This window comes from Ochrobactrum sp. S1502_03 (assembly GCF_044435015.1).
Classification (GTDB): domain Bacteria; phylum Pseudomonadota; class Alphaproteobacteria; order Rhizobiales; family Rhizobiaceae; genus Brucella; species Brucella chromiisoli.
Window position 1 is genome coordinate 34,859 of the sequence record NZ_JAYEXN010000003.1, and the last position, 20,793, is coordinate 55,651.

Genomic DNA, 20,793 nt, shown 5'->3' on the forward strand with positions numbered 1-20,793 from the left:
TTAACCTTTTGGTTCGGGAAAGATGAAAATTCCGGCTATACGTTTCCGCCATTGCGGCACCAGCGCAGAGGCCATTACCCGATGCCCCTCATAGGCATGGATGAAACGGTTTTGATTGGTCATAATGCCGAGATGCTTGGCCGCAACATCGGCACGCCAGCGAAAGATCAACAGATCACCCGGCTCAGGATTATAGCTGGAACGAGGCTGCATATGCCGGTTGGCCGCCTCCAGCAACGGATCGCCAGATGCGGCCTCCGCCCAGTCCGGCGCATAGGCACCGGGATCTTCTGGCTCCTCACCATAAAGCGCATGCCAAACACCCCGCACCAGTCCGAGGCAATCGCAGCTTATGCCGCGCGTTGAAGCGCCATGCCGATAGGGCGTACCAATCCAGCTTTCAGCTTCGGTCAAAACTTTGTCTGCGATTGTCATGGCACCAGTGCGCTCCCGTCATACTCATTGCCGCCGCTGACATAGGCAAAAGCTGCATCGTTTCCGGGAAGATGCGGAAAACCTCGGAAGTTAATGCCGTTTTCGAATTTCGCCTTACAGGTGGCAAAACTCTTGTCGCAGCCAGCAATGATACGAAAACCATCGCCTGCTGTGACAGGCAGGACCGGCTGATCGGTTAGGTTTAGATTAGTGCCACTGTGCATAAGAACACGCACAGACCGACCGACATTTTCACCACTCGTCCATGTGAGCAGTCCTTGCGTGAACCAGCCACTGCCAAAGCCCTCAAGCCCGGCAACATCAAGCATCACACCATCGGCATGCAGGATTGAACCAACGGCAGAAAATCGCGGATCATTGCCATTCACGCCGCAACGGTTATCGCCTAGCACTGCATTACACTGGCGCATAATCCGGCGCCCACAAACGGCATCGAACGCTGCAGCGGCGCCTTTCAACTCCATTACGAAGCGTCCATCGGAGCGGCTGATGGTGCCCGCTATCCAGCGCCGCAACAGCATGTGCTGATCTGGAGCATTCCAGTTGACCAGATAGCTTTCAACGATGGCACCATCGTAGCGGCCAAGTTCAATAACGCGATCGCTGATGCGCTGCGATGAGAGTGCACCCTCGACCTCGCCTCCGGCGATAGAGAGACCAAGCATTGTGGTTGCTTCGCTGCTGTTCAATCCCGTGAGCGGTTCACATAAAACACCGTCCAAAGGCAAAGCAGAATCATGATCGGTGAAACCGAGAACGACAGTGTCAGAACGCCTGATAAGCCATGCAAAGCAATGGCTTGTCACTTCACCCTTTAAATGTGATTCAAGTTCGGTCGGAATAGGGATCATGCCTTGACCTCAATGATGGGAATAGACGGGATTTCACCCGCCTGAAACGAGGCGATGCTGGCCGAAAGACGATCCGTATCGAAACGTACCGGCACATCGAACAGGAAACCAGCACTGACCCGCTGGCCTGAAGACGGCACATAACCGGATGTGAAGGCGACAATGCCAGTGGCGGGCTCAAGCGTGAAAGCCTCAGTTTCAGTCAGCCTTATGCCATCCACACCAACCACCACAGAGCCTGCAACGGGCCGCCGGATGGGGCGATCATATGTCTCGTAATGTTTGACGAGTTGAAAGCGTGTGGTGGCCCCATCGCCCGTTCCAATCACCTGATCGAGATGCGAGGGCGCAGCACAGCCGGTTGCGGAAGAAAAATCGAGCGGGTCGCGGAACCGAAACGTATGAAGCGACCCGCGCCGCGCCTCAAAAAACGCCAATACGGTTTTCAGATCATCAAGCGAGCGCAGCCCCGTCCCCGCATCAAAGTGTCGGCGTGAATGCGCCCAGCGCGCATTCCGCTTTTCCATACCTGATGTGAGCGTGACAATTTCATTGCGCCATTCCGGCCCACCGGTTGCACCAAACGAAACGCTGAGCGGAAAACGCACATCGTGAAAGGCTTCCATCTCACATCCTCCGTGCGCCACGGCGTACTGCACCTGCAAGCATGGTGGAAAGCTGTGCCTCGGACTTGCGGAAAGAAGATACATCGGGCGACGTCATATTAAAGACCACCTGCACCGGCTTACTGCCTGTGCCACCCGTGGCAACGCCAAGTCTGCCATCAGCACCGCGCGCGAGTGGCAAAATCGCCTCTGCACCGGCCTCCCCCGTCAGCCCCAGCGCCCCATTGCCCATGCCGAAATAGGTCGGGCTTGAAACCACACCGCCTTTCGCAAACGGCATGATGCCACGAATACCGCCAAGTACGCCCGACATCAGCGATGAGCCAAGACTTTGCAATGGCTGAAGCCCGGCCGAAAGTGCCGAACCTGCCAGACTGCTGGCAAGGCCGCGCAGCACATCGTCAAGCCCCTTGCCGGAAACGATTGCACTTTTGAGTGCAGTCGTCAGGCTTGAGCCGAAGCTTGATGAGCGTTTTTCGAGGTCCGTCAATGCGCGATCAAATGCGCTTGTATCCGCCTCGACGGAAACAGTTACGGTTTCATCCGTCATGATAAATCACCTATCGGGAAAGGCATGCATCAGCGCGTCGAGAGTCGCGCGCGAAGGAGCATTTTTGCTCTGCGAGACAGGCCCGAGAACGACACTGAGTTCGCGTGGGGTCATCGCCCAGAAGTCTTTTGAAGAAAGCCGCAGCAAACCAAAGCCAGCGCGCATCACCTCTTTCCAGGGAAAAGGCTGACGTGAAGGACTTGATTCAACTGCGGCACTCAAGGGTTTGAAGGAGAATCGCTTTCTTCCGTTCCGAAGGTCGCCGTCAGCAGTGCTGAAACGATGCGGGCATAGCCGCTGGCACCGCCATCGGCGCGCATTTCGGCCACGTCTTCAAACGGTACATTATGCCCACCACCATGAAGGCCCGCACAGATGATGCGCTGCATATCGAAAGCAGACAGCTTACCGCCGGAAAAGCGCATGATCAGGTCAGAAAGATTGTCTGCCTCAAAAGCAGATTCGAGTTGCGCCAGCGCACCGAGCGTCAGGCAGAGTGTCCAGTCACGACCATCCAGTCACGACCATCCAGTTTTGCCGCAACCTCGCCACGATGACGATTGACCATCATAGCGCTTCTCCGAAGGCGATCAGTCCGGCGGATTCCAACGCAATTTCAAAGGTCATTTCCGCATCGTGATTGCCGCCATATTCAAGAGCCACGATCTGAAACGGCCCTGTGATCGTTCCAAAGTCAGGAAGTAAAATCTGCCAGTTGCGAATTTCACCATCAAAGAATACGCTGCGTATCAGAGCATCAGACGTTGCATCTTTGAATATGCCAGACCCGCTTACAGAGGCCCGCTGCACGCCGCTTCCGGCCAGCAACTGTCGCCAGCGCCCGGCTGCGTCGGCGTCAGTCACATCGACCGTTTCCGCATTGAACGCAATGCGTTTGGTGCGCAGGCCGGCACAGGTTTCAAACTGCCCTGCGCCATGCGCAATTTTCAGCAAGATGTCCTTGCCGCGTTGAGCTGTCATATATGGCTCCTGAATCAAATTACGGGTTCTGTTACGGCCCGATAGCGCATGGTGCCGAGATAACTCCCGAACCCGTCGGTGTTACGGGCTAGCACTTCGGTCAACATAAGATTGACGATGCGATGGCCGTTGACTGCGAGCGGTTGTTCATCAAGACGCGTAGCGATGCGCCCGGCAATCTCCAAAACGCGTTTGCGGCCTGACTCGCGCGCCCATATCTGAATGTTGAGAAAATGCTCCCCGCCCAGCTCGCTCGCCGTGCTCCAATCCTTCGTCAGTGTCTCGCCAAGCGTGATATAAGGGAACGCGGTTTTTGGTGGGACATGGTCATAAACATGTTCTCCACCAAGCGTTTCAATGAGTTCGCCGTCGTTCTTCAAGGCCTCATAAAGTGCTTTCTGCAATGCTGCCGCGCTGCTCTTCATTGTGTTCCCCAATCAGCTTTTCTTTGTCGCCTCGACTGCCAGATCCCCAGGTGGCAATTTCCTCGCGCAGCGCTATCTGTTTGAACCGAAGCGCACGCACGAGGCCATCAAACGTTAATTTCATGGTTACGTTCACCGCCCTTCCTCCACTGCCAGACAAATCAGATAGCGTCCGCTTTCATCCGGATCGCGTACGGAACGCAGCAAGAAAACACGCCCCCCTTTTCGGAAGCGCTTGTCGGATGAAATATCCTCACGATGGCGCACCAAGATACGATGGGTTATTTCCGGGCGTGGCCGGGTGCCGAAATCGCGTTGACTGGCGGTTATTGGTTCAATGCGCCCCCAAACGGTTGATACTTCCACCCATGTTTCGCGATAGCCGCCCATGCCGTCGGCAATCGGATGCATGGCTTCCAGAGCCAGCTCTACGGTGAGCTGGCCTGGATCAATAAACAGGACGTTGTTCATAGAGATATGCGCCGCCAACTATCGACCATCTGCCCAACCATCGGCGGAAGCTCTGATGTTGCGCCATCAAGACCAGCGCGGTTCTCGTAGAGATGCGCGCTCAACGTGAGTATGGCTTGCTTGAGGGCGTCAGGCACCTCGACACCCGTTTCGCCAAAGCCCGCAATGAAGTCGACTTCAAGACCGCAAAACGACTGCGCATCAGGATATTGTGCCATGTAAACACGCTGGGGGCGGCGTCCATGCTGGAGCATGAATTCTTCGGGCTCCATGCTGATTGCAGTTCCGTCGCAGCGATATGCGACGACAGCGGTCACAGCCTTTACCGGATACTTGAAAAGAGCCAACCGACCCGAACGCGGCCAGCGATCAACGCGCAACCGCCAAGTTTGGTCGATAAGAGCCAGCCCTGTATCAGCCTCGACCAGTTCACGTGCTGTCTTGATAATACGGCGAAGAATGTCATCTTCGCTGTCCGTTGAAATTCTTAAAAATGCACGCGCATCCGCGACCGTCACCGGTTCAAGTACCGGCGGCGTGACAAGAAACATTGTCATTTATTTCCCCTTAAAATAACTCTCAAATCAGATAGTTACGAATGGCATTCCAGAAAAAGATTCAACGTGTTTGCGAATTGAATCTAGCTGCCAAAACCGGCAGGGTCGTTAAGCAGAAATGCAGCAAAGCCGCTGCGAAATGCGCATCCCGAAAACATGATTCCGCTTTCGGATACGATGCTTGTTGATGCAAATATCAGGCTCCAAACTTCAGAAGCTTGATCGCATCAAAATCCTGAACACCACCGCCAACGCGCTTGGTGGTATAAAAAAGCACATATGGTTTGGCAGAGTATGGGTCGCGCAAAACGCGAACACCAATACGGTCCACAACCAGATACCCCCGTTCAAAATCACCAAAAGCGATTGGCGTTTCGTCGGCTGCAATATCCGGCATATGCTCGGCCTCAACCAGACCAAAGCCCATCAGTGACGCTTTCTCGCCAACAGCCGAGGGCGGCTGCCAGAGGTAATTTCCGTCTGCATCTTTGAGCTTGCGCAGCACGCTCTGAGTCTTGCGATTCATAACGAAACTGGCATTCTGACGATATCCGGCTTTCAGCGCATAGATAAGTTCGATCAGCTTGTCAGACGGATCGGCTGCTGGCAGCGCACCTGCAACACCCGTTTCGATATGACCGATCTTGCCCCATTCCCAGCTTGTGTCTTCGACCGTATCATAGCTCAAAAAGCCCGTTGGCTTGTTGACGCCATTGCCGCTGATAAAGGCCTCGCCTTCCTGCTCGGCAAAGGCTGCTTCCACTTCCTCGGCGATCCACTGCTCGACATTAACGGCAGCATCATCGAGAAGCGAAGATGTTGCCGCCGGCATCGCGTAGATTTCCATAGTTGGAAACTGCAGTTCTGCCAGTTTGGCCGAAGCTGTCTGTGGGCGAGCATCAGTTTCACCGACCCAGCCTGTTGCCGGGCCGCTCACCGAAAACGGCTTTTTGAGCACAGCACCAGAAACTTGGCGCACGCTTGAAATGCCACGGATCGGCGACAACACAACCAGCCTGCGGCCAATTTCGGTTTCAAGCTCTGCTGGCACAAGATAACCGCCATCCGGCCCAGAGGCGTAAGAATGCGCTTTCTGCTCAATACCGCGCATCGCCTGTTCATCGCCACGGCGTACATAGTCATCGAAAGCCTGCTTGTGTTCGCGGTTTTCGACAACCGGACATTTGCCCAGTTGCGGACGTGCAGTTTTCAGAACAAATTGGTCAAGCGCCTGTTTCTGCTCGTCGAGCGCGTGGTTGATACGATCAACCTTTTCGCGCAGCAGCACATCGACACTCGTATTCTTTTCGACTTTTTTCAGCCGCTCATCATTGGCTTCACGAAAGGCCGAAAAAGCGGCCATGAATTCATCGAAGGCTTCCGACACATCGCCATCATTGCCCAGATTGGCGCCAAGCGCCTTTGTTTCCACGCTCTTGGTTTCGAGCTGGACTTTATGAGTGTTGTTCATTTTGATCCTGATTTAGTTAAAAGACATCATCTTGCAGGCGGCACGCATACGCTGTGCAAGGCCTGTATCGCCCGAGTTGAGAGCGTCCCGCTCATTCCGGCTTTGTAAGGCTGCAAGTGCTGAATAGCCTTTGGCTATCACCAGACGTGCAGCGGAACGGCTTAACCCCGCATCCCGCGTGAGCCAACGTTCAAATTCTCTGACTGTTGGCAAATCCGCTTTCAGATTGTTGATGCGCGCCTGTGGCAGCATCGGAAACGTCACCACCGAGATTTCCCAGAGATCCGCTTCAACAATATGGCGCAGGCCCGTGCGTGCATCCTTGCGCGCCTTCACGGTGCGAAAGCCGATGGACAGTCCATCAAGCCCGCCTGCCCGCATCAGCTCCAGTGCTTCGCGTGCGCGCGCCACACCCTTGGCAAGCCTGCCTTCCACATAAAGACCACGCGCATCCTCGCGAATATCTGTCCATACACCGATCGGCTCGGCCGCATCATGCTGCCAGAGCATCCGCACACCCGACGATCTCCGGGTCGACAGCGACTTTGCAAAAGCACCTTTTTCAATAATGTCATTGCCAAGATCAGGCAGGCCGAAAATACTGGCATAGCCGGAAAAACTCCCGTCCATTTCGACATCACTGAGCGCAAGTGAAGCACGCTTGGTTTCCAGTTTGAGATCAGGCTTTATCATTCCCGCTCCTTTGAGACGTTATAAGCCCCTGAAGCGGCGCATGCTTCACCCGCTCGGCAAAGCGCTTCAGAATGCCAAGCACCGACCATGCAGCAAGGCTTGCAGCCGTCGACCCCATCAGCATCAGTTCAGCTCGGCCAAGAAGGGCTTCAAGCGAGAGTGTTTCCGCTATTTTAACGCCTGCGGCACCGCCAAAGATCATACCGCAGATGATTCCCACCGCAAAGCGAATGCCAGCTTCGCGTTTTCCTTTGGGCAGCATATAGGCAAGTGACACGGCAGAACCGGCAACCGCTCCGGCAATCTTGGCAAACCAAACCAATGTTGCATCGGATGTCATTACGGTATCACTCAGATTACTCATGGCACTCTCCTTTCTGCGCGCAGCTGATAGCCAACCGCATCGCGTTTTTCGTCATCGCTAAGAAATGAGGCTTCTGACACAAGCCGCCAGAGCGACTCCCGTTCGAGCGACAACCCTTCGATCTGGTCAATGTCATGCTCTAGCCGCAGATCGCCGCCAAACAGTGGGCCCAGCCAACAGCCAAAGGCCTTGGCAGTCCGGTTGATCAGCGGCAGAACAGTCAGGCGATAGAAGGCGCGATTGGCTTCGGCATAATTTGCATATGTGTTATCACCCGGAATACCGAGCAGCATCGGCGGCACGCCAAATGCCAGCGCAATATCGCGTGCGGCACCATTTTTGGCTTCGATAAAATCCATATCCTGCGGGCTATAGCCCATGGCTTTCCAGTCCAGTCCGCCTTCAAGAAGCAATGGTCGCCCCGCCCCTGAGGCCCCTGTGTAGCCTTCTTCAAGCTCGGTTTTCAGGCGATCAAACTGCTCTTCCGTCAGATTGCCACCATCTTTTGGTGCGTAGACTAACGCGCCGGAAGGCCGTGCGGAATTATCAAGCAGAGCCTTGTTCCAGGCACCTGCTGCATTATGCAGATCAAGCGCCATTAAAGCCGCTTCAAGCGGCGGAAAACCATAATGATCATCCAGTGGATGAAACAGTTTCAGATGCAGGCCAGAGGATGCCTCGCCTGAAAGAGACACCACTCGGCTTGTATTGCCTGAACGATAGACCAGCGATTGCGGCCATCCATCATTCGATGTTTCTAGCGTCACCCTTTCAGGCCTGAGCAAATGCAACTCGCTGTTTCCGCTTGGAAGAGCAACACGCTCCACATAAGCATTTCCTGAAATCAGCAAATGGCCATAAAGCCGTTCAAAAAAACTGCTTCCATCCAGACCACTCTGGGGGCGCGCCACAAGATCAAGCAGCGGATGAACTTCATGCTCGGTCGTGCCCTCATAAAGCAGCCACGGCACATTGCTGGCCGCTTCGGCGATCAGCCGAACGCAACGATGCACCACCGGATTACGCATAAACCCTTCGCGCGCCAATGATGTAAAATCCCGCGCTATCCAGGATGGTCCGCGTTCCATATGAAGGGCCACAAAGCCATTCGTGTTTTTGCGCTCACGTCCCGCATCAGAATATGAGGCTGCCTTCCCGGCATTTCTACGCCACGGCAAATTCCACGCCATATATCGGCTCTCCAATCAGTGTAAATGTTATCCGAAACGCCTGATACGCGGCTTTCGGTCGTGACCGAGCATGAGTTCGGTCAGCGCCCAGACAAGGGCATCAAGACGGTCCGGCGAGCGCCCGGTGGACAGACCTTCGGGTGCGAAATCACACATTTCATCTTCAAGTGCTGCAAAGCGTCCTGCATGACGAACACGATCCTGTTCATAAAGGGCCGCCACCGGCTCGGCGCGCAGCCATTTGCCGCGCGATGCATGCCGCATCAGCACCGGAACGGTGGCATCTTCGGCCGACAGAACGGCGGCAACCATTTCACCGCCCTGATTGACCTCGGCCAAAATCGCATCGGCCTCATAAGAATGATAAAGTGCGATTGCACGCCGCGCCCATTGATGCGGCTTGGCCATATTCATGCTTTCATCAGCCAACACATGCGCAAAGCCATTTTCATCAATCCCGGCCACAACGATTCCGCAGGCATCCGACGATTTGTTGGATGATGCAGGCGGATCAACAGCGATCAGAATACGCTCAAGCTCAGGGGCTTTGGGTTCAAAACACTGTTCGATCCGCTCACGCGACCACAAAGCGCCTGCGCGCTCCTCAATCAATTCGCCATCGAGTTCCTGTCGTCCAAGGCGGGTTCCCGCATAGCGTTGATTGATAGTCTCCATAAAGCCAACAGCCAGATGCGCTGCATTCTCCGCGGTGCGCATATGCGTCATGGTTACAGAACTGTCTGTCATCAGCGCCTTCAACAATGGCACTGCCCTCGGTGTTGTAGTCACCACCTGACGTGGGAAGTCTCCCAGTCGAAGCCCGAATTGCAGCATGTCCCATGTGGCTTGCGGGTTTTTCCACTTTGCAAGCTCATCGCACCATGCGGCATCAAACTGCGGCCCACGCAAGCCATCTGGATCTTCTGATGTATAAAGAGACGCCACGGCCCCATTGTCCCACAGCAGTCGCCTGCGCGTTGTTTCATAACGGGGACGCGAAATGCGCGACACCGATAAAATGCCGGAAGGGCCATCGACCATCACCTCACGCGCATCGGCGAAAGTTTCGCCGACCAGCGCAATATGTCCGCATGCTTTCTGCGAGAAAGGTGCCAATCCCAATGCCATCCCCGATGCCCATTCCGCCCCTGCCCTCGTTTTTCCCGAGCCACGTCCGCCCAGAATAAGCCAAGTCCGCCAGTCACCAAATGGTGGCAATTGCGCATCACGCGCCCTGATCAGCCATTCACAATCCGCTGCCAATATCTGATTTTGCGTCAAGTCCGCGCCCCAAGATGTCCCGCGCGCGCCTTTGAGCAAGATCTTCAATTCTCCTGTCTATGCGGATAAGCGCCTGTCGAACCTCGTGAAGGCTTGCAACGGATGTCACCGTGTCCCCTTCAGCAGTCTGTGTTTCAGCAACAAGCTCGCCAACGGTTTTCACAGCCTTGGCCAGTGCCATCAGGGCTTCAGCCTTGCTTTTGTCCGGCAAATCATCGCCATCAATTAATTTATTGAGTTCTGCCTGCAATCTTTGCAAAGCCGTTTCACTGGCAGACGGCTTGCTGACAATTTTATCATCCAGATTGAGACGCCCGAGACGAATCCGATAGTTTTTTTCCGTGATGCCCATCACCTGCGCAATATCCGCAGGGGTGATTTCATGTTTTATTTGCAGGCAAAAAGCCAGCCTGACCTGCGCCTCGCGGTCCGCGTCATTTTTTTGCGTCTTCAACGGCCATATCCGTCAGGTTTAACCTCTTTTCATGCAAAACCCCGAAAGCGCGTTGCTTCCGGGGTTTTGTAAATATCGATAAAAGCCGGGGGTATCGAAGCTCTCATCGGTATCAGTCACAATTTCTTGACCGTATCTAATTGGTAGCAAAGCACCGTTACGCCGTCAAGGACTATTTTCCTATTTATGATTTTTTTCATATCGACTTTTGTCGACTCTGTTTACGAATTAAAATGAGTTATAACTTATTAATCTGCTATTATCCGCGAGCAGGTTTCGCTCGTTTCATAAATTTTACGGCTTTAAAGTAGAGTTCATGCGTAAAACGGCCGATGAAAGTTCTAACAAAAAAAGCCGCCGGCCCTTCCGGGTTTCCCGGCTTATAGGACTTGATGCCTGGATCGATTCCGGCCTCTATAATCTGCGTTCTCATACACGTGAATGGTGGGAAAATATCACTATTTTCTCGCGCAGATTTCGTGTTCGCGGCTTTCGACGTCTGGTCGTGGAAGTGCTGGATGAAGGCTTTACGCTTGGCACGATTGGCGCCGTCCTTATGCTCGGACTTGCACTTCCAGCTTTTGACGAAACCAAAAAAGACTGGCGTGCGCAGGATGACTATGCCGTCACCTTTCTCGATCGATATGGCAATGAAATAGGCCAACGCGGGATTTTGCATCGCCAGGCAGTGCCGATTGATGAACTGCCCGATCATGTCATCAAAGCAGTGCTTGGTACGGAAGATCGTCGCTTTTTCGATCATTATGGCATTGATTTCTGGGGGCTCAGCCGCGCGCTCAATCAGAATCTGCGTGCCAATAGCGTGGTGCAAGGCGGCTCGACCCTCACGCAGCAGCTTGCCAAGAACCTGTTTCTTTCGAATGAGCGGACGATTGAACGCAAGATCAAGGAAGCTTTCCTCGCCCTTTGGCTTGAAAGCAATCTCACCAAGAAAGAGATTCTCCAACTGTATCTCGACCGCGCTTATATGGGGGGCGGTACATTCGGGATTGCTGCTGCCTCCGAGTTTTATTTCGGTAAAAACGTCAAAGATGTCACTCTTGCGGAAGCCGCCATGCTGGCCGGGCTTTTCAAAGCGCCTGCGAAATTCGCACCGCATGTCAATCTGCCTGCGGCACGCGCACGCGCCAATGTGGTGCTTTCCAACATGGTTGAAAGCGGCTTCATGAGCAATGGCCAGGTGGCTGTTGCGCGCCGCAACCCTGCCAGCATCATCGACCGTGCAAAAAATGAAAGCCCCGACTATTTCCTGGACTGGGCCTTCGAAGAAGTCAAAAAAGTTGCAGGAAAACTTCCCCAGCGTACGCTCACCGTACGCACGACACTCGACCGCAACATTCAGAAAGCAGCTGAGGAATCGCTCGAATTCTATCTGCGCCAGAATGGCAAAGAGTATAATGTCTCGGAAGCAGCCACCGTCGTCATAGCCAATGACGGTTCGGTGCGTGCGCTTGTCGGTGGGCGCGACTATGGCGAAAGCCAGTTTAATCGCGCAACCAAAGCGCTGCGGCAGGCAGGATCGTCCTTCAAGCCTTATGTCTATGCGGCCGCGATGGAAAAAGGTCTGACGCCAAGCACGGTCGTTTCCGATGCACCGATTAGTTGGGGCAACTGGTCACCACGCAATTATGGCCGCAGCTTTGCCGGACGCGTTGATCTCACAACAGCACTTGTGCGCTCGCTCAATTCGGTGCCTGTGCGCCTTGCGCGCGATCATCTCACAACTGCCCCCATTGTTGCACTTGCAAAAGCCATGGGGGTGGAATCAACCATTTCTTCGCATAAAACCATGGTGCTCGGCACATCGGAAATGACGGTGATGGATCAGGCAACCGGCTTTAACGTCTTTCCCAATGGCGGAATGGCTGGCAATCGCCATGGCTTTACGCAGATCATATCGGCAGATGGAAAAGTGTTATGGGATTTTACCCGCGATGCACCAAAGCCGCATCGTGCGCTGTCCGAAAAAGCAGCGTTTGAGATGAACTCAATGCTTGTGCAGGTGCCAGAACGCGGTACGGCACGCCGCGCAGCCCTTTCCATGACGCGGGTTGGCGGCAAAACAGGCACGACGCAGAACTATCGCGATGCATGGTTTGTCGGCTTCACCGGAAATTTCACAGCCGCAGTCTGGTTCGGCAATGATAATTTCACGCCGATGAAAGAGCTTACCGGTGGCGTTCTGCCTGCGATGGCATGGCAGCGCATGATGAATTACGCGCATCAGAATATCGAGCTAAAGCCAATACCCGGTATCACGCCTGCCTTCCCCGCCCCTGCAAAGACGCCCCAGGCAACGCTTGCGGCAACGGCAAGCCCGCAGGAAATGATGGCCGCTCCACCGCGCGTTCTCTCACCCGCCGCGACAAAAACGCTTAAAGAGCTGCGCGACAAATTCCTCAGTTCGCCGCCCGTTCCCTCGCTTGCGGGACGAACAAAAATATCGGTTCTTTGAGTCCAGAATGCTGAAAACAATTCTCAAAGTTCTGGCCGTGCTCACGATTGCAATTGGCGGCGGTATATGGGTGACCGATTATACGCTGGACCATTTTGACGGGTTCGGTGAATTGCAGCTTGACGCGTGGAATGCCTACCCCGCCTCCGGTACCAGTCAGGCCGATCCTTATTCAAAGGCGCGCGCCGCGCGCAAAGCCTCGCTTGCACTCGGAACAGCTGAAGGGCTACCGTTTTATGCGCGTCGTGATAGCCATGGAGCGGAATTGCGGCGCGGGTGCAGTTATCGCCTTACCGGACTGACACCACCGGCACGTTTCTGGACGCTCTATCCGGCCGATCCGAACCTTGAGCCGCTTCCCCCCCGCGAAGGTCTGCAACCTGCGCTGCACTCACGTGAAGTGCTTTATGACAATGACGGCAGCATTCAGATCACAGTGGGGCCAGATGCCAGCCCGGATAACTGGCTGCCCGTTGAAGGCAGTGGCAGTTTCGTGCTTGTCATGACACTTTATGATACACCGGCTGCAAGTTCGTCCGGGCTGACTGATCTCGTCATGCCACGCATTCTGCCAATTACCGGACGGGAGGCTTGTCGTGGCTAAGGTGCTCCGCCTGTTGGTGCTTGGTCTGGTCGGCGCTGCAATCGTGCATATTGCGGTGTTGTTGCTGGTTCCGCTTTATTCGAGCAAGAATGCGTGGTCACATCTGGAAGCTTTGGGCGAGCCTTATCGCTTCTATATGCTTTCCGACACATCGGGGCTTGTCAGCGATCAGGACCCACTCATAGAACAGGCCGCATGCCGGTTTGACCTGACCGATGGCCCCGTACAGATCACCGCAAAAGGCAATCTACCTTTCTGGTCGCTATCGGTTTACGCACCCAATGGCGATAATCTTTACAGCCTCAATGATAATGTATCGACTGACCGGCAGCTTGATCTGATCATTGCCGATCCGCTTGGTGTTGCAGCGCTTCGTGCCGAGGGTCTGCAGAATGATGGCCGTTCCATCATTATTGAACTGAATGCCGGCGAAGGTGCGGTTCTCCTGCGGGGGTTCGTTCCTGATGCGAGCTGGGGTCAGCAGGTCCAAGACTTTTTCACACAAGCAAACTGCACACCATATGAAGCGGGTTAACTCCCTGCGAAACAGACACTTTCTTACGCACGGTTAATGAGTTGCTAAGGCTTCATACCTATTATCCAGGTTGCCGACTTGTGGCAAATGGCGTTCGTAGTGTTAGGTCGTGTGGAGTAATTTTGCGTGACAAATGATCAGTTCCGCGTGCTGGAAGAGATTTCAGCGAACCGGAGCCAATCACATTCAAGAGCTGACAGCAGCAAAGCAGACGACCTTCTGGGCGCTGCAATAGCTGCGTTTGCCTCCATCACACGCCCCAGCCGTCACGATGCGCATCAGCTTGAAGATCTGGCATTTCCGCTCATTGAACGCGCAACCACACGCGGAAAACGGCAAGCCGCCCACGCACTTGCTCAGATTGAAGACGCGCCGCGCCGGCTCATTCTTTCGCTTGCAAGCGAGCCAGTCGAGATTTCCGCACCAATCCTTCTGCGTTCGCCGGTTTTGCGATCCGAAGATTTGCTCGACATCATCGCCAAGAATGGGCTGGACCATGCCCGCGCTGTTGCTCGCAGGCAGTCTGACGACCCATTGCTGAAAAATGTTCTGCGCAGCTTCGATGATCCGGCAATCAATCGATTGCTGGCCCTGCAGGAAAATCTCGCGGGCCTTGAACCTGAAAAAACCGTCACGTCAGAATACACAATTGAAAAGCCGGATGACGGCTCACCCTTTGCGTCATCGCTTTCGGGTACAAGCGCACTCTGGGCACCTGAATATCTTATCGATACGGCTTTGCTCATCGATGATCAGATTTTCCGGACGGCGCTGGCCGATTCGCTTGATGTATCTTTTGAGCGCGCCGATCACATTATCGGGCAATGGCCGCAAACACATCTGCCTATCGCACTGCGCGCACTTGGAATATCCGCTTCGGAATGTTTCATGATCATGTCAACGCTTTTGGGGCCGATTGCAGCCAGTCGCGATCATTTGCGCGAATTCGTTCAGATGTATCGTTCGATTGACCGCGAAAAAGCTGTCATGCTCGTGCGGCGCTGGAAGGCTGATGACATGTCGAAACTGTTGCGCAGCAAGTTGCGCGAGATGGCGACTGCCGCGGATGTAAATACCGCTACAGCACGATCAAACTTATAGATCATCCGGTGAAATAGAAAATAGATTTGCCGGATCAGCCAGATCTTCCAGTTCAACCAACCAAAGATCTGGATCAAAGCGAATTTCGCGCTCCATGCGCTCCCCTGCTTTCAGAGCATCCACCTCGTGGAGAATGCGCAAAAACATGCGTTCTCCATCATCGTCTTCATCATAAGACGTCTGCGGTGCGGGCGAATATAGATCACATGTTCCAAGGCGCGAACTGACTTTGATGAAGATCGCACCGGCCTCTTTGGAGCCGCGACGCGCGAGATAGGCAAATCCGCCCTCGCCCTGCACTCTGCGGATTAAAGCCGACACCCAGAAATCAGATGTAACACGCATCAGCTTATCAACCCGATTTCGCGCATCTTGGAAATCAGTGCAGCATCGACTTCTCCCGTGACGCGCAGGTTGAACAATTTCTGGAATTCGCGAATGGCATCCTGCGTCGACTTACCGGGAACCCCGTCAACGCTCACTTTTTCATTGCCGAAAGCTTTAAGGCCCGCCTGCACGCGGACAATATCCTGAGAGGAAATCCTTGCCTGCTGCTCAATGGCCGGTGCCGATGCCGCATGCTTCTTTTGCGGCGCTGGTTTACGCTCCAGCGATGCAAGATCGGGCGCGCGATTTGCTGTTTCACTGACTTTCAACACGGCAGGTTCGGGACGCGGTGTCGGTATGGCCAGATCGATAACCTTTGCAACATCATCTTGCGATGGCGTTTGTGCCGAAGCATTTTGTGCAGGAACACCGAGCTTCTTCTGAAGTGCCTGCCACCGCTCAATTGCCTCACGCGTCTGGGGGCCGGTGAAGCCATCGACAGCGCCTTGATAAATACCAAGCGTCAACAATCTTTGTTGCAATCGCGCGATCTCCAGATCGGCATTTGGTGCAAGAGCGGGCAGCATTTCATCAATAGAGCCTGTCACTTGCAGGCGATCAGGCGACAATTCTGCGCTCTCCGCCACTGATTGCGACGGCACTGTCTGTGGTGTTTCTATGCTGGCAGTTTCATGCTTTTTATCAACAACCGTTCCAGGCAGCACCGCACGTGGCGTTGCCTTGAAAACAAAATTCGCACGGGTTTTGAAAAACACGGCATTATGCGCTTCTGGCTGATACCAAAGCGCATTGGCCGAAACAAACCCCATCACCACGATAAACGCTGTGGCTCCGCCTGTAAGCACAGGATTGCGCACGATGACATTGCCAGCGAAAATCGCCAGCGCGGAAGCCGAACTGAAGAAGAACTTGAGCAGACGGCGACCGAGGCTATGCCGTTTTGCGGGCTTGCGCGTCGATCCGCTCTGGGCTTTGTTCCCGGTTTTCGTCTTTCTGCCAGTCATTATTCCGTTCTCCCTGGTGACGGTGCATGTCAATAACCGTGCCAAGTTGCTGTTGATCTTCTTCTCCCAAAGCGCCCGGTTCGAGCAGTTTTTGTGGGCCTGCAACCGGAAGGTGGACCGTTACGACCGTTCCTTCGCCCACACAGCTTTTAATTTGCATCGAGCCTTGATGCAGTTCCACCAGCCCCTTGACCACCGAAAGGCCAAGGCCGCTGCCCTCTTGCGCGCGCGTATAGTGATTGTCTGCGCGCACGAATGGCGCCCCGATGCGCTGCATATCTTCCGGTTCAATGCCAATGCCGGTATCAGAGACCACGATTTCGAGATGTGGACGCCCATTGATCATTACACGCGCAGCATCGATCGTGACGCATCCACCGGTTTGCGTAAATTTCACGGCATTGGCTGCAAGATTGATCAAGATTTGCTGTAGCGCACGGCGATCCGCCACCAGATCACCGGTGCTCGCATTCACACGATGACAAAAAGCGATGCCCTTTTTCTCGGCCTGCGGCAGCATAACAGCCGCACACAGTTCAGCCACTTCCCTGAAATTAATATTCTGTGGCTCAATGCCGTAAGTGCCAGTTTCAAGCTTTGAATTATCAAGCACAGAATTGACCAGCTCGAGCAGATAATGGCCCGACTTGTGAATGAGACCAGCATATTCGCGCTGTTTTTCATTCTGCAACTGGCAACCCATTTCGTGCGAGAGCATATCCGAAAAGCCGATGATCGAATTGAGCGGCGTGCGCAGTTCATGGCTGACGGTTGCAAGCAAACGTCCCTTGCTGATCCGTTCCGCTTCAAGCTGCGCTTTCAGCGCATTGATTTCTTCAAGCAGCTTATGTTCGCCTTCGAGCGAACGGCCGACCAGGGTGATAATGCCGTTGCTGGCAGCACCTTCCATACGGAAGGCTAGAAAAACCGGAGTGCCGTTTTCCAGCATGCGCAGACGAATATCCGCTGGCTGTGATGCATGTCCTGAACGCAGGTCCGCCAGAAGCGACAAATATTGCACGCGATCTGCAACATGGATCCGATCAATCAACGCAACGCCTTCAAGATTGTGTGGCTGCACGCCCAGCACTGCTGCGGACTGCGCATCAACTTGAGTGAGAACGCCCTCGATATCCAGACAGAGTCGCACACCGCCTTCCGCGACCACAGGTTGATGCTGCACAAGCGGCTTTGATTGAAGTGCAGATTTAATCGCAAAACTGCGCGCTATAAGGCTCATCATATAAAGTATCAAAATGATCAGCGATGCGGGTGCAACAGATATGCCACCTTTAAGCGCAAAGAAACTTAAAACGCAGGCGCTCAAGCCAGTCGCTGCAAGCACAGGCGGAATCTTACGGCTGACAAACCATATTTCCAGCGGCAAGGCTGCTGCCATTATCCAAAGCGCGACGTTGCTGGCATTTAGAAACATTGAAATTGCGGCAAGACCGGCGCCATAGGCCAAGAAATTCAACGCTCCAAGTGCTGCAACGCTCAGACCCATGAGGCTGAGCGCGCATAGAATCATCGCAAAGCCAGCAAAACTTGCGGCAAGAACAGCAATGGCTGCAAAATCTGTCGTTAAGCCCGATGCGAGCACGGCTGCAAACAGAAGGGTGGGCATGAGCATAAATGAGCCGACAGTGCGAAGCGCTACGGCATCCGATTGGTCAGTCCAACGCTGGCAGAAACGTTCGTGAAAACGCGCCAACGTCTGCACCTTCGTGCCGAGAATCTGTGCTGCGTTCAAAAGAATGGCGTTCAACTTGCCTTACTCACTCAATACTCGCTCGGTTTATCCATCGCGGAAGAACCTCTGGAAGCCAGAATGCAGGTGAGGCTTTAAAGAAACGATAAAACGAAGCCATCTTCAGCAACTTGATGCAGAATCTGACGGTTCGGCGCGGGTGTTTTTTCGCTATGGTAAACAGATGGTGGATATGGGCAGTCCCGATTGCCTTTCAAGGCGCGCCACAATCAGGAGTAAGACACCAGCGATTCTTGCGGTTACGGAATCTTTTCAAATTACGTAGACAATGCCATTACCAATCCCGGCCAACAAACTCCGAGCGTAATGATCCGTTTTCTCATCAAATCCGTATTCTGGTTGTCGCTGGCATTTATTGTCATGCCGCACTTCTTTCCTGCGGACAAAGAAAACACGTCATCTAAAAATGCTGCTTCGGTTGAAGCAATGGCAAAGCCAGACTCCATCAATCAACTGCTTGCAAACGGCAAAACGGCATTGGAAGTTGGAAAGCTCTGCGCCAACAATCCTGCATTGTGCGAAAATGGCACGTCTTTGCTTTCAAGTGCAGCCAGCGGAATCCTACACCGCAGCGGCAGTATCCTCGAATATCTGAGTGATCGCATCGGCACAAAGCATGAGATACCTGCTGCCACTGTTACAAAGCAGGAGCCGCTGACAGAGCCTTCAAAGACGTCTCTCCAGACCATTCCGGTCCCCACGCCGCGTGCAAGCGCATTGCGAGCGCAAGCGAGATGAACGAAGCCCGTGAATGCAGACAGAGCCCAGAGCACATCCTGAAAAGTGCGAAACAGTTTTCCGTGACCTTGGCGGCTTTTGTCCCTATATAGATGGCTTATCCAAGATTTTATTCAGGCGAATGTCATGACCACCACGATAGACAGCATTATCTCCGACTTCGAATTTCTCGACGATTGGGAAGACCGCTACCGCTATGTGATTGATCTTGGAAAAGAATTGCCTGCCTACCCGGAAGATGCCCGCGATGCTGCACACAAGGTGCAGGGCTGTGTCAGTCAAGTCTGGCTCAAAACCATTCCACATGAGGGCGATGACCCGATTGTGGAGTTTCTGGGCGATTCAGATGCCCATATCGTGCGCGGGCTAGTGGCCATTGTGCTAGCCTTCTATTCAGGCCGCAAGGCATCGGAAATCGTCGCATCCGATCCCGAAGACCTGCTTAAGAAGCTCGGACTGGATGAGCATTTAACGCCGCAGCGTTCTAATGGCCTTCGCTCCATGGTGGCGCGTATTCGCAGGGATGCAGAAATTCTCCGTGTTTCAGCTTAACAGTTTTTCGACTGTAAGCGCGGCTGAGAGCAGCTCTTTATCAGCGCCATTGCGTGCGCTCATCATCAGGCCTGCCGGCATCCCTGAAACAGGCATCGGCAATGTAATGCTGCAAAGATCGAACTGATTGGCAATCTGCGTATTGCGCAATAACAGTTCTTCAACCCGATCATATTCGGCAGGGTTTCCACTGACCGATGCGATGGTTGGTGCAACAATCGGCGTTGTTGGCGCGATGGAAAAATCAATGTCGCGCAGCCGCTGATCCATTTCTTCAATCAGCTTCAACCGTGTATCCATTAGCTGGTTATAGGCTGCATTGGAGACGTTAAGACGCTTTACAAGCGTATGTTTTACCCTCTCATCGACGTTCGCGTCAGGGTCTTTCAGCCAAGTTTGCGCATGAACACGGCTCGCTTCAATACCGGCAATTGAGCCAATGCGGGTCGCTTCGTAAAAGGCAAGAATAAGATCATCCAGTTCAATTCTTACAATGCGTGCTCCGGCTTTTTCGAGCATGCTCACCGCCAGATCAAAAGCGGTCGCGACCTCCGGCTGCATGTCGTGCAGCAAAAGGCCAGCAGGCAGCCCTACTCTTCGCCCCTCCACAGACGCAAAAACAGGCAAAACCGGGCTATCGCCTGCCATTACCGCATCGACAAGAATGCAGTCGCTCACGTTTTTCGTTAAAGGGCCAATCGAATCAAGCGATGGAGCGAGCGGAAAGGCACCTTGGAGCGGAATGCGTTTTGCGGTCGGCTTGAAACCGACCAAACCATTGAGTGCCGCCGGAATGCGAACGGAACCGCCTGTATCAGAACCAATCGCAATTTCACTGGTGCCCTGCGCAACAGAAACCGCAGCACCGGACGACGACCCTCCCGGCACACGTGTTGGATCGGCGGCATTTGCCGGAACGCCATAATGCGGATTGAGCCCCACTGCGGTGAACGCAAATTCCGTCATGTGGGTCTTGCCGACGATGATGGCACCCGCAGCTCTCAGGCGTTGCACAATAATCGCGTCCGTATGCGCAGACGCAGCCGTTTTGCGAATGACGGAGCCAGCCAGCGTTGGCTCTCCTTTCACATCGAACAGGTCTTTGATCGAAACGATCCGGCCATCAAGCGGACCAAGAACACGCCTCTCTTTCGCACGTTGCTCAGACGCGCTGGCCTCAAGACGCGCCGTCTCCTGATAGACAACACTGAAGACGCACTCATTTTTCGCGCTCGTCTCAAGCTCTTTCAGAATTGTCTCCAGATTTTGCCGACAGCTTTGCATTTTCGTTTCC

The 20,793-nt window shown here is 54.0% G+C and carries 26 protein-coding genes and 1 pseudogene; 6 read left to right on the forward strand and 21 right to left on the reverse strand.

Features of this window, described 5'->3' with window-relative positions:
• From VBH83_RS03620 to VBH83_RS03700, 17 genes and pseudogenes are all read right to left on the reverse strand, one after another.
• A complete protein-coding gene (locus VBH83_RS03620) occupies positions 1-435 on the reverse strand; it encodes an NlpC/P60 family protein (protein WP_265983206.1) in 435 nt (144 codons plus the stop codon).
• Positions 432-1,307, reverse strand: a complete 876-nt coding sequence (locus VBH83_RS03625; RefSeq protein ID WP_396996412.1) for a DUF2163 domain-containing protein — start codon at positions 1,305-1,307, stop codon at positions 432-434. The genes VBH83_RS03620 and VBH83_RS03625 overlap by 4 nt, the downstream gene beginning before the upstream one ends.
• Positions 1,304-1,933, reverse strand: coding sequence for a TIGR02217 family protein (locus VBH83_RS03630; RefSeq protein WP_396996414.1), 630 nt, complete (start codon positions 1,931-1,933; stop codon positions 1,304-1,306). Before VBH83_RS03630 ends, VBH83_RS03625 begins: the two co-directional genes overlap by 4 nt.
• A gap of 1 nt (position 1,934) precedes the next feature.
• Positions 1,935-2,483: a phage tail tape measure protein gene (locus tag VBH83_RS03635; protein WP_265983203.1), complete on the reverse strand. Its 549-nt coding sequence runs from the start codon at positions 2,481-2,483 to the stop codon at positions 1,935-1,937.
• 6 nt (positions 2,484-2,489) lie between these two features.
• Entirely contained in the window at positions 2,490-2,705 is a 216-nt protein-coding gene (locus tag VBH83_RS03640) for a rcc01693 family protein (RefSeq protein WP_265983202.1), read from the reverse strand.
• Positions 2,702-3,051 (reverse strand): annotated as a pseudogene (locus tag VBH83_RS03645) (gene transfer agent family protein). Before VBH83_RS03645 ends, VBH83_RS03640 begins: the two are co-directional and overlap by 4 nt.
• Entirely contained in the window at positions 3,051-3,464 is a 414-nt protein-coding gene (locus tag VBH83_RS03650; RefSeq protein WP_265983200.1) for a phage major tail protein, TP901-1 family, read from the reverse strand. The pseudogene VBH83_RS03645 and the gene VBH83_RS03650 overlap by 1 nt, the downstream one beginning before the upstream one ends.
• 14 nt (positions 3,465-3,478) lie before the next feature.
• Positions 3,479-3,889 (reverse strand): DUF3168 domain-containing protein, encoded by a 411-nt coding sequence (locus tag VBH83_RS03655; protein ID WP_265983199.1) that lies wholly within the window; start codon positions 3,887-3,889, stop codon positions 3,479-3,481.
• A complete protein-coding gene (locus VBH83_RS03660) occupies positions 3,849-4,013 on the reverse strand; it encodes a hypothetical protein (protein WP_265983198.1) in 165 nt (54 codons plus the stop codon). Before VBH83_RS03660 ends, VBH83_RS03655 begins: the two co-directional genes overlap by 41 nt.
• An 8-nt stretch (positions 4,014-4,021) precedes the next feature.
• Complete coding sequence (locus VBH83_RS03665) at positions 4,022-4,360, reverse strand: phage head closure protein (protein ID WP_265983197.1); 339 nt, start codon at positions 4,358-4,360, stop codon at positions 4,022-4,024.
• Entirely contained in the window at positions 4,357-4,917 is a 561-nt protein-coding gene (locus VBH83_RS03670; protein WP_396996418.1) for a head-tail connector protein, read from the reverse strand. Before VBH83_RS03670 ends, VBH83_RS03665 begins: the two co-directional genes overlap by 4 nt.
• 196 nt (positions 4,918-5,113) lie before the next feature.
• Positions 5,114-6,388 carry a phage major capsid protein gene (locus tag VBH83_RS03675; protein WP_396996420.1) on the reverse strand — a complete coding sequence of 425 codons (1,275 nt, stop codon included), beginning with the start codon at positions 6,386-6,388 and terminating at the stop codon, positions 5,114-5,116.
• Between the two features lie 12 nt (positions 6,389-6,400).
• Positions 6,401-7,081: an HK97 family phage prohead protease gene (locus tag VBH83_RS03680; protein WP_265983194.1), complete on the reverse strand. Its 681-nt coding sequence runs from the start codon at positions 7,079-7,081 to the stop codon at positions 6,401-6,403.
• Positions 7,068-7,445, reverse strand: coding sequence for a DUF6107 family protein (locus VBH83_RS03685; RefSeq protein WP_265983193.1), 378 nt, complete (start codon positions 7,443-7,445; stop codon positions 7,068-7,070). Before VBH83_RS03685 ends, VBH83_RS03680 begins: the two co-directional genes overlap by 14 nt.
• The gene (locus VBH83_RS03690) at positions 7,442-8,635 is read right to left on the reverse strand and encodes a phage portal protein (protein ID WP_396996423.1); all 1,194 of its coding nucleotides are present in this window, start codon (positions 8,633-8,635) and stop codon (positions 7,442-7,444) included. The genes VBH83_RS03685 and VBH83_RS03690 overlap by 4 nt, the downstream gene beginning before the upstream one ends.
• A 27-nt stretch (positions 8,636-8,662) precedes the next feature.
• The gene (locus VBH83_RS03695; RefSeq protein WP_265983856.1) at positions 8,663-9,898 is read right to left on the reverse strand and encodes a DNA-packaging protein; all 1,236 of its coding nucleotides are present in this window, start codon (positions 9,896-9,898) and stop codon (positions 8,663-8,665) included.
• Positions 9,882-10,370: a hypothetical protein gene (locus VBH83_RS03700; RefSeq protein ID WP_265983191.1), complete on the reverse strand. Its 489-nt coding sequence runs from the start codon at positions 10,368-10,370 to the stop codon at positions 9,882-9,884. Before VBH83_RS03700 ends, VBH83_RS03695 begins: the two co-directional genes overlap by 17 nt.
• Positions 10,371-10,686: 316 nt before the next feature.
• Here VBH83_RS03700 and VBH83_RS03705 point away from each other — a divergent pair, with 316 nt between their 5' ends.
• The 4 genes from VBH83_RS03705 (at position 10,687) to VBH83_RS03720 (ending at position 15,086) form a co-directional block, all read left to right on the forward strand.
• Entirely contained in the window at positions 10,687-12,846 is a 2,160-nt protein-coding gene (locus tag VBH83_RS03705) for a transglycosylase domain-containing protein (RefSeq protein WP_396996425.1), read from the forward strand.
• 7 nt (positions 12,847-12,853) lie between these two features.
• On the forward strand, positions 12,854-13,450 hold the full coding sequence (locus VBH83_RS03710) for a DUF1214 domain-containing protein (protein ID WP_265983188.1): 597 nt from the start codon (positions 12,854-12,856) through the stop codon (positions 13,448-13,450).
• Positions 13,443-13,985 carry a hypothetical protein gene (locus VBH83_RS03715; RefSeq protein WP_265983187.1) on the forward strand — a complete coding sequence of 181 codons (543 nt, stop codon included), beginning with the start codon at positions 13,443-13,445 and terminating at the stop codon, positions 13,983-13,985. Before VBH83_RS03710 ends, VBH83_RS03715 begins: the two co-directional genes overlap by 8 nt.
• Positions 13,986-14,111: 126 nt before the next feature.
• Entirely contained in the window at positions 14,112-15,086 is a 975-nt protein-coding gene (locus tag VBH83_RS03720) for a DUF2336 domain-containing protein (protein WP_265983185.1), read from the forward strand.
• Here the strand turns inward: VBH83_RS03720 and VBH83_RS03725 are convergent.
• From VBH83_RS03725 to VBH83_RS03735, 3 genes are read right to left on the reverse strand one after another with little or no spacing between them, the layout of a single operon-like run.
• Positions 15,081-15,431, reverse strand: a complete 351-nt coding sequence (locus VBH83_RS03725) for a DUF1491 family protein (protein ID WP_265983184.1) — start codon at positions 15,429-15,431, stop codon at positions 15,081-15,083. The two genes, VBH83_RS03720 and VBH83_RS03725, sit on opposite strands and share 6 nt — an antisense overlap.
• Positions 15,431-16,438: a peptidoglycan-binding protein gene (locus tag VBH83_RS03730; RefSeq protein WP_265983183.1), complete on the reverse strand. Its 1,008-nt coding sequence runs from the start codon at positions 16,436-16,438 to the stop codon at positions 15,431-15,433. Before VBH83_RS03730 ends, VBH83_RS03725 begins: the two co-directional genes overlap by 1 nt.
• A complete protein-coding gene (locus VBH83_RS03735) occupies positions 16,365-18,206 on the reverse strand; it encodes a HAMP domain-containing sensor histidine kinase (protein WP_265983181.1) in 1,842 nt (613 codons plus the stop codon). The genes VBH83_RS03730 and VBH83_RS03735 overlap by 74 nt, the downstream gene beginning before the upstream one ends.
• 309 nt (positions 18,207-18,515) lie before the next feature.
• Here VBH83_RS03735 and VBH83_RS03740 point away from each other — a divergent pair, with 309 nt between their 5' ends.
• Together VBH83_RS03740 and VBH83_RS03745 are read left to right on the forward strand one after the other, a co-directional pair.
• Positions 18,516-18,947, forward strand: coding sequence for a hypothetical protein (locus VBH83_RS03740; RefSeq protein WP_265983180.1), 432 nt, complete (start codon positions 18,516-18,518; stop codon positions 18,945-18,947).
• A 126-nt stretch (positions 18,948-19,073) separates the two neighbouring features.
• A complete protein-coding gene (locus VBH83_RS03745; RefSeq protein WP_265983179.1) occupies positions 19,074-19,499 on the forward strand; it encodes a SufE family protein in 426 nt (141 codons plus the stop codon).
• Here VBH83_RS03745 and VBH83_RS03750 read toward each other — a convergent pair.
• Entirely contained in the window at positions 19,491-20,783 is a 1,293-nt protein-coding gene (locus VBH83_RS03750; protein WP_265983178.1) for an amidase, read from the reverse strand. The two genes, VBH83_RS03745 and VBH83_RS03750, sit on opposite strands and share 9 nt — an antisense overlap.
• Between the last annotated feature and the right edge of the window lie 10 nt (positions 20,784-20,793).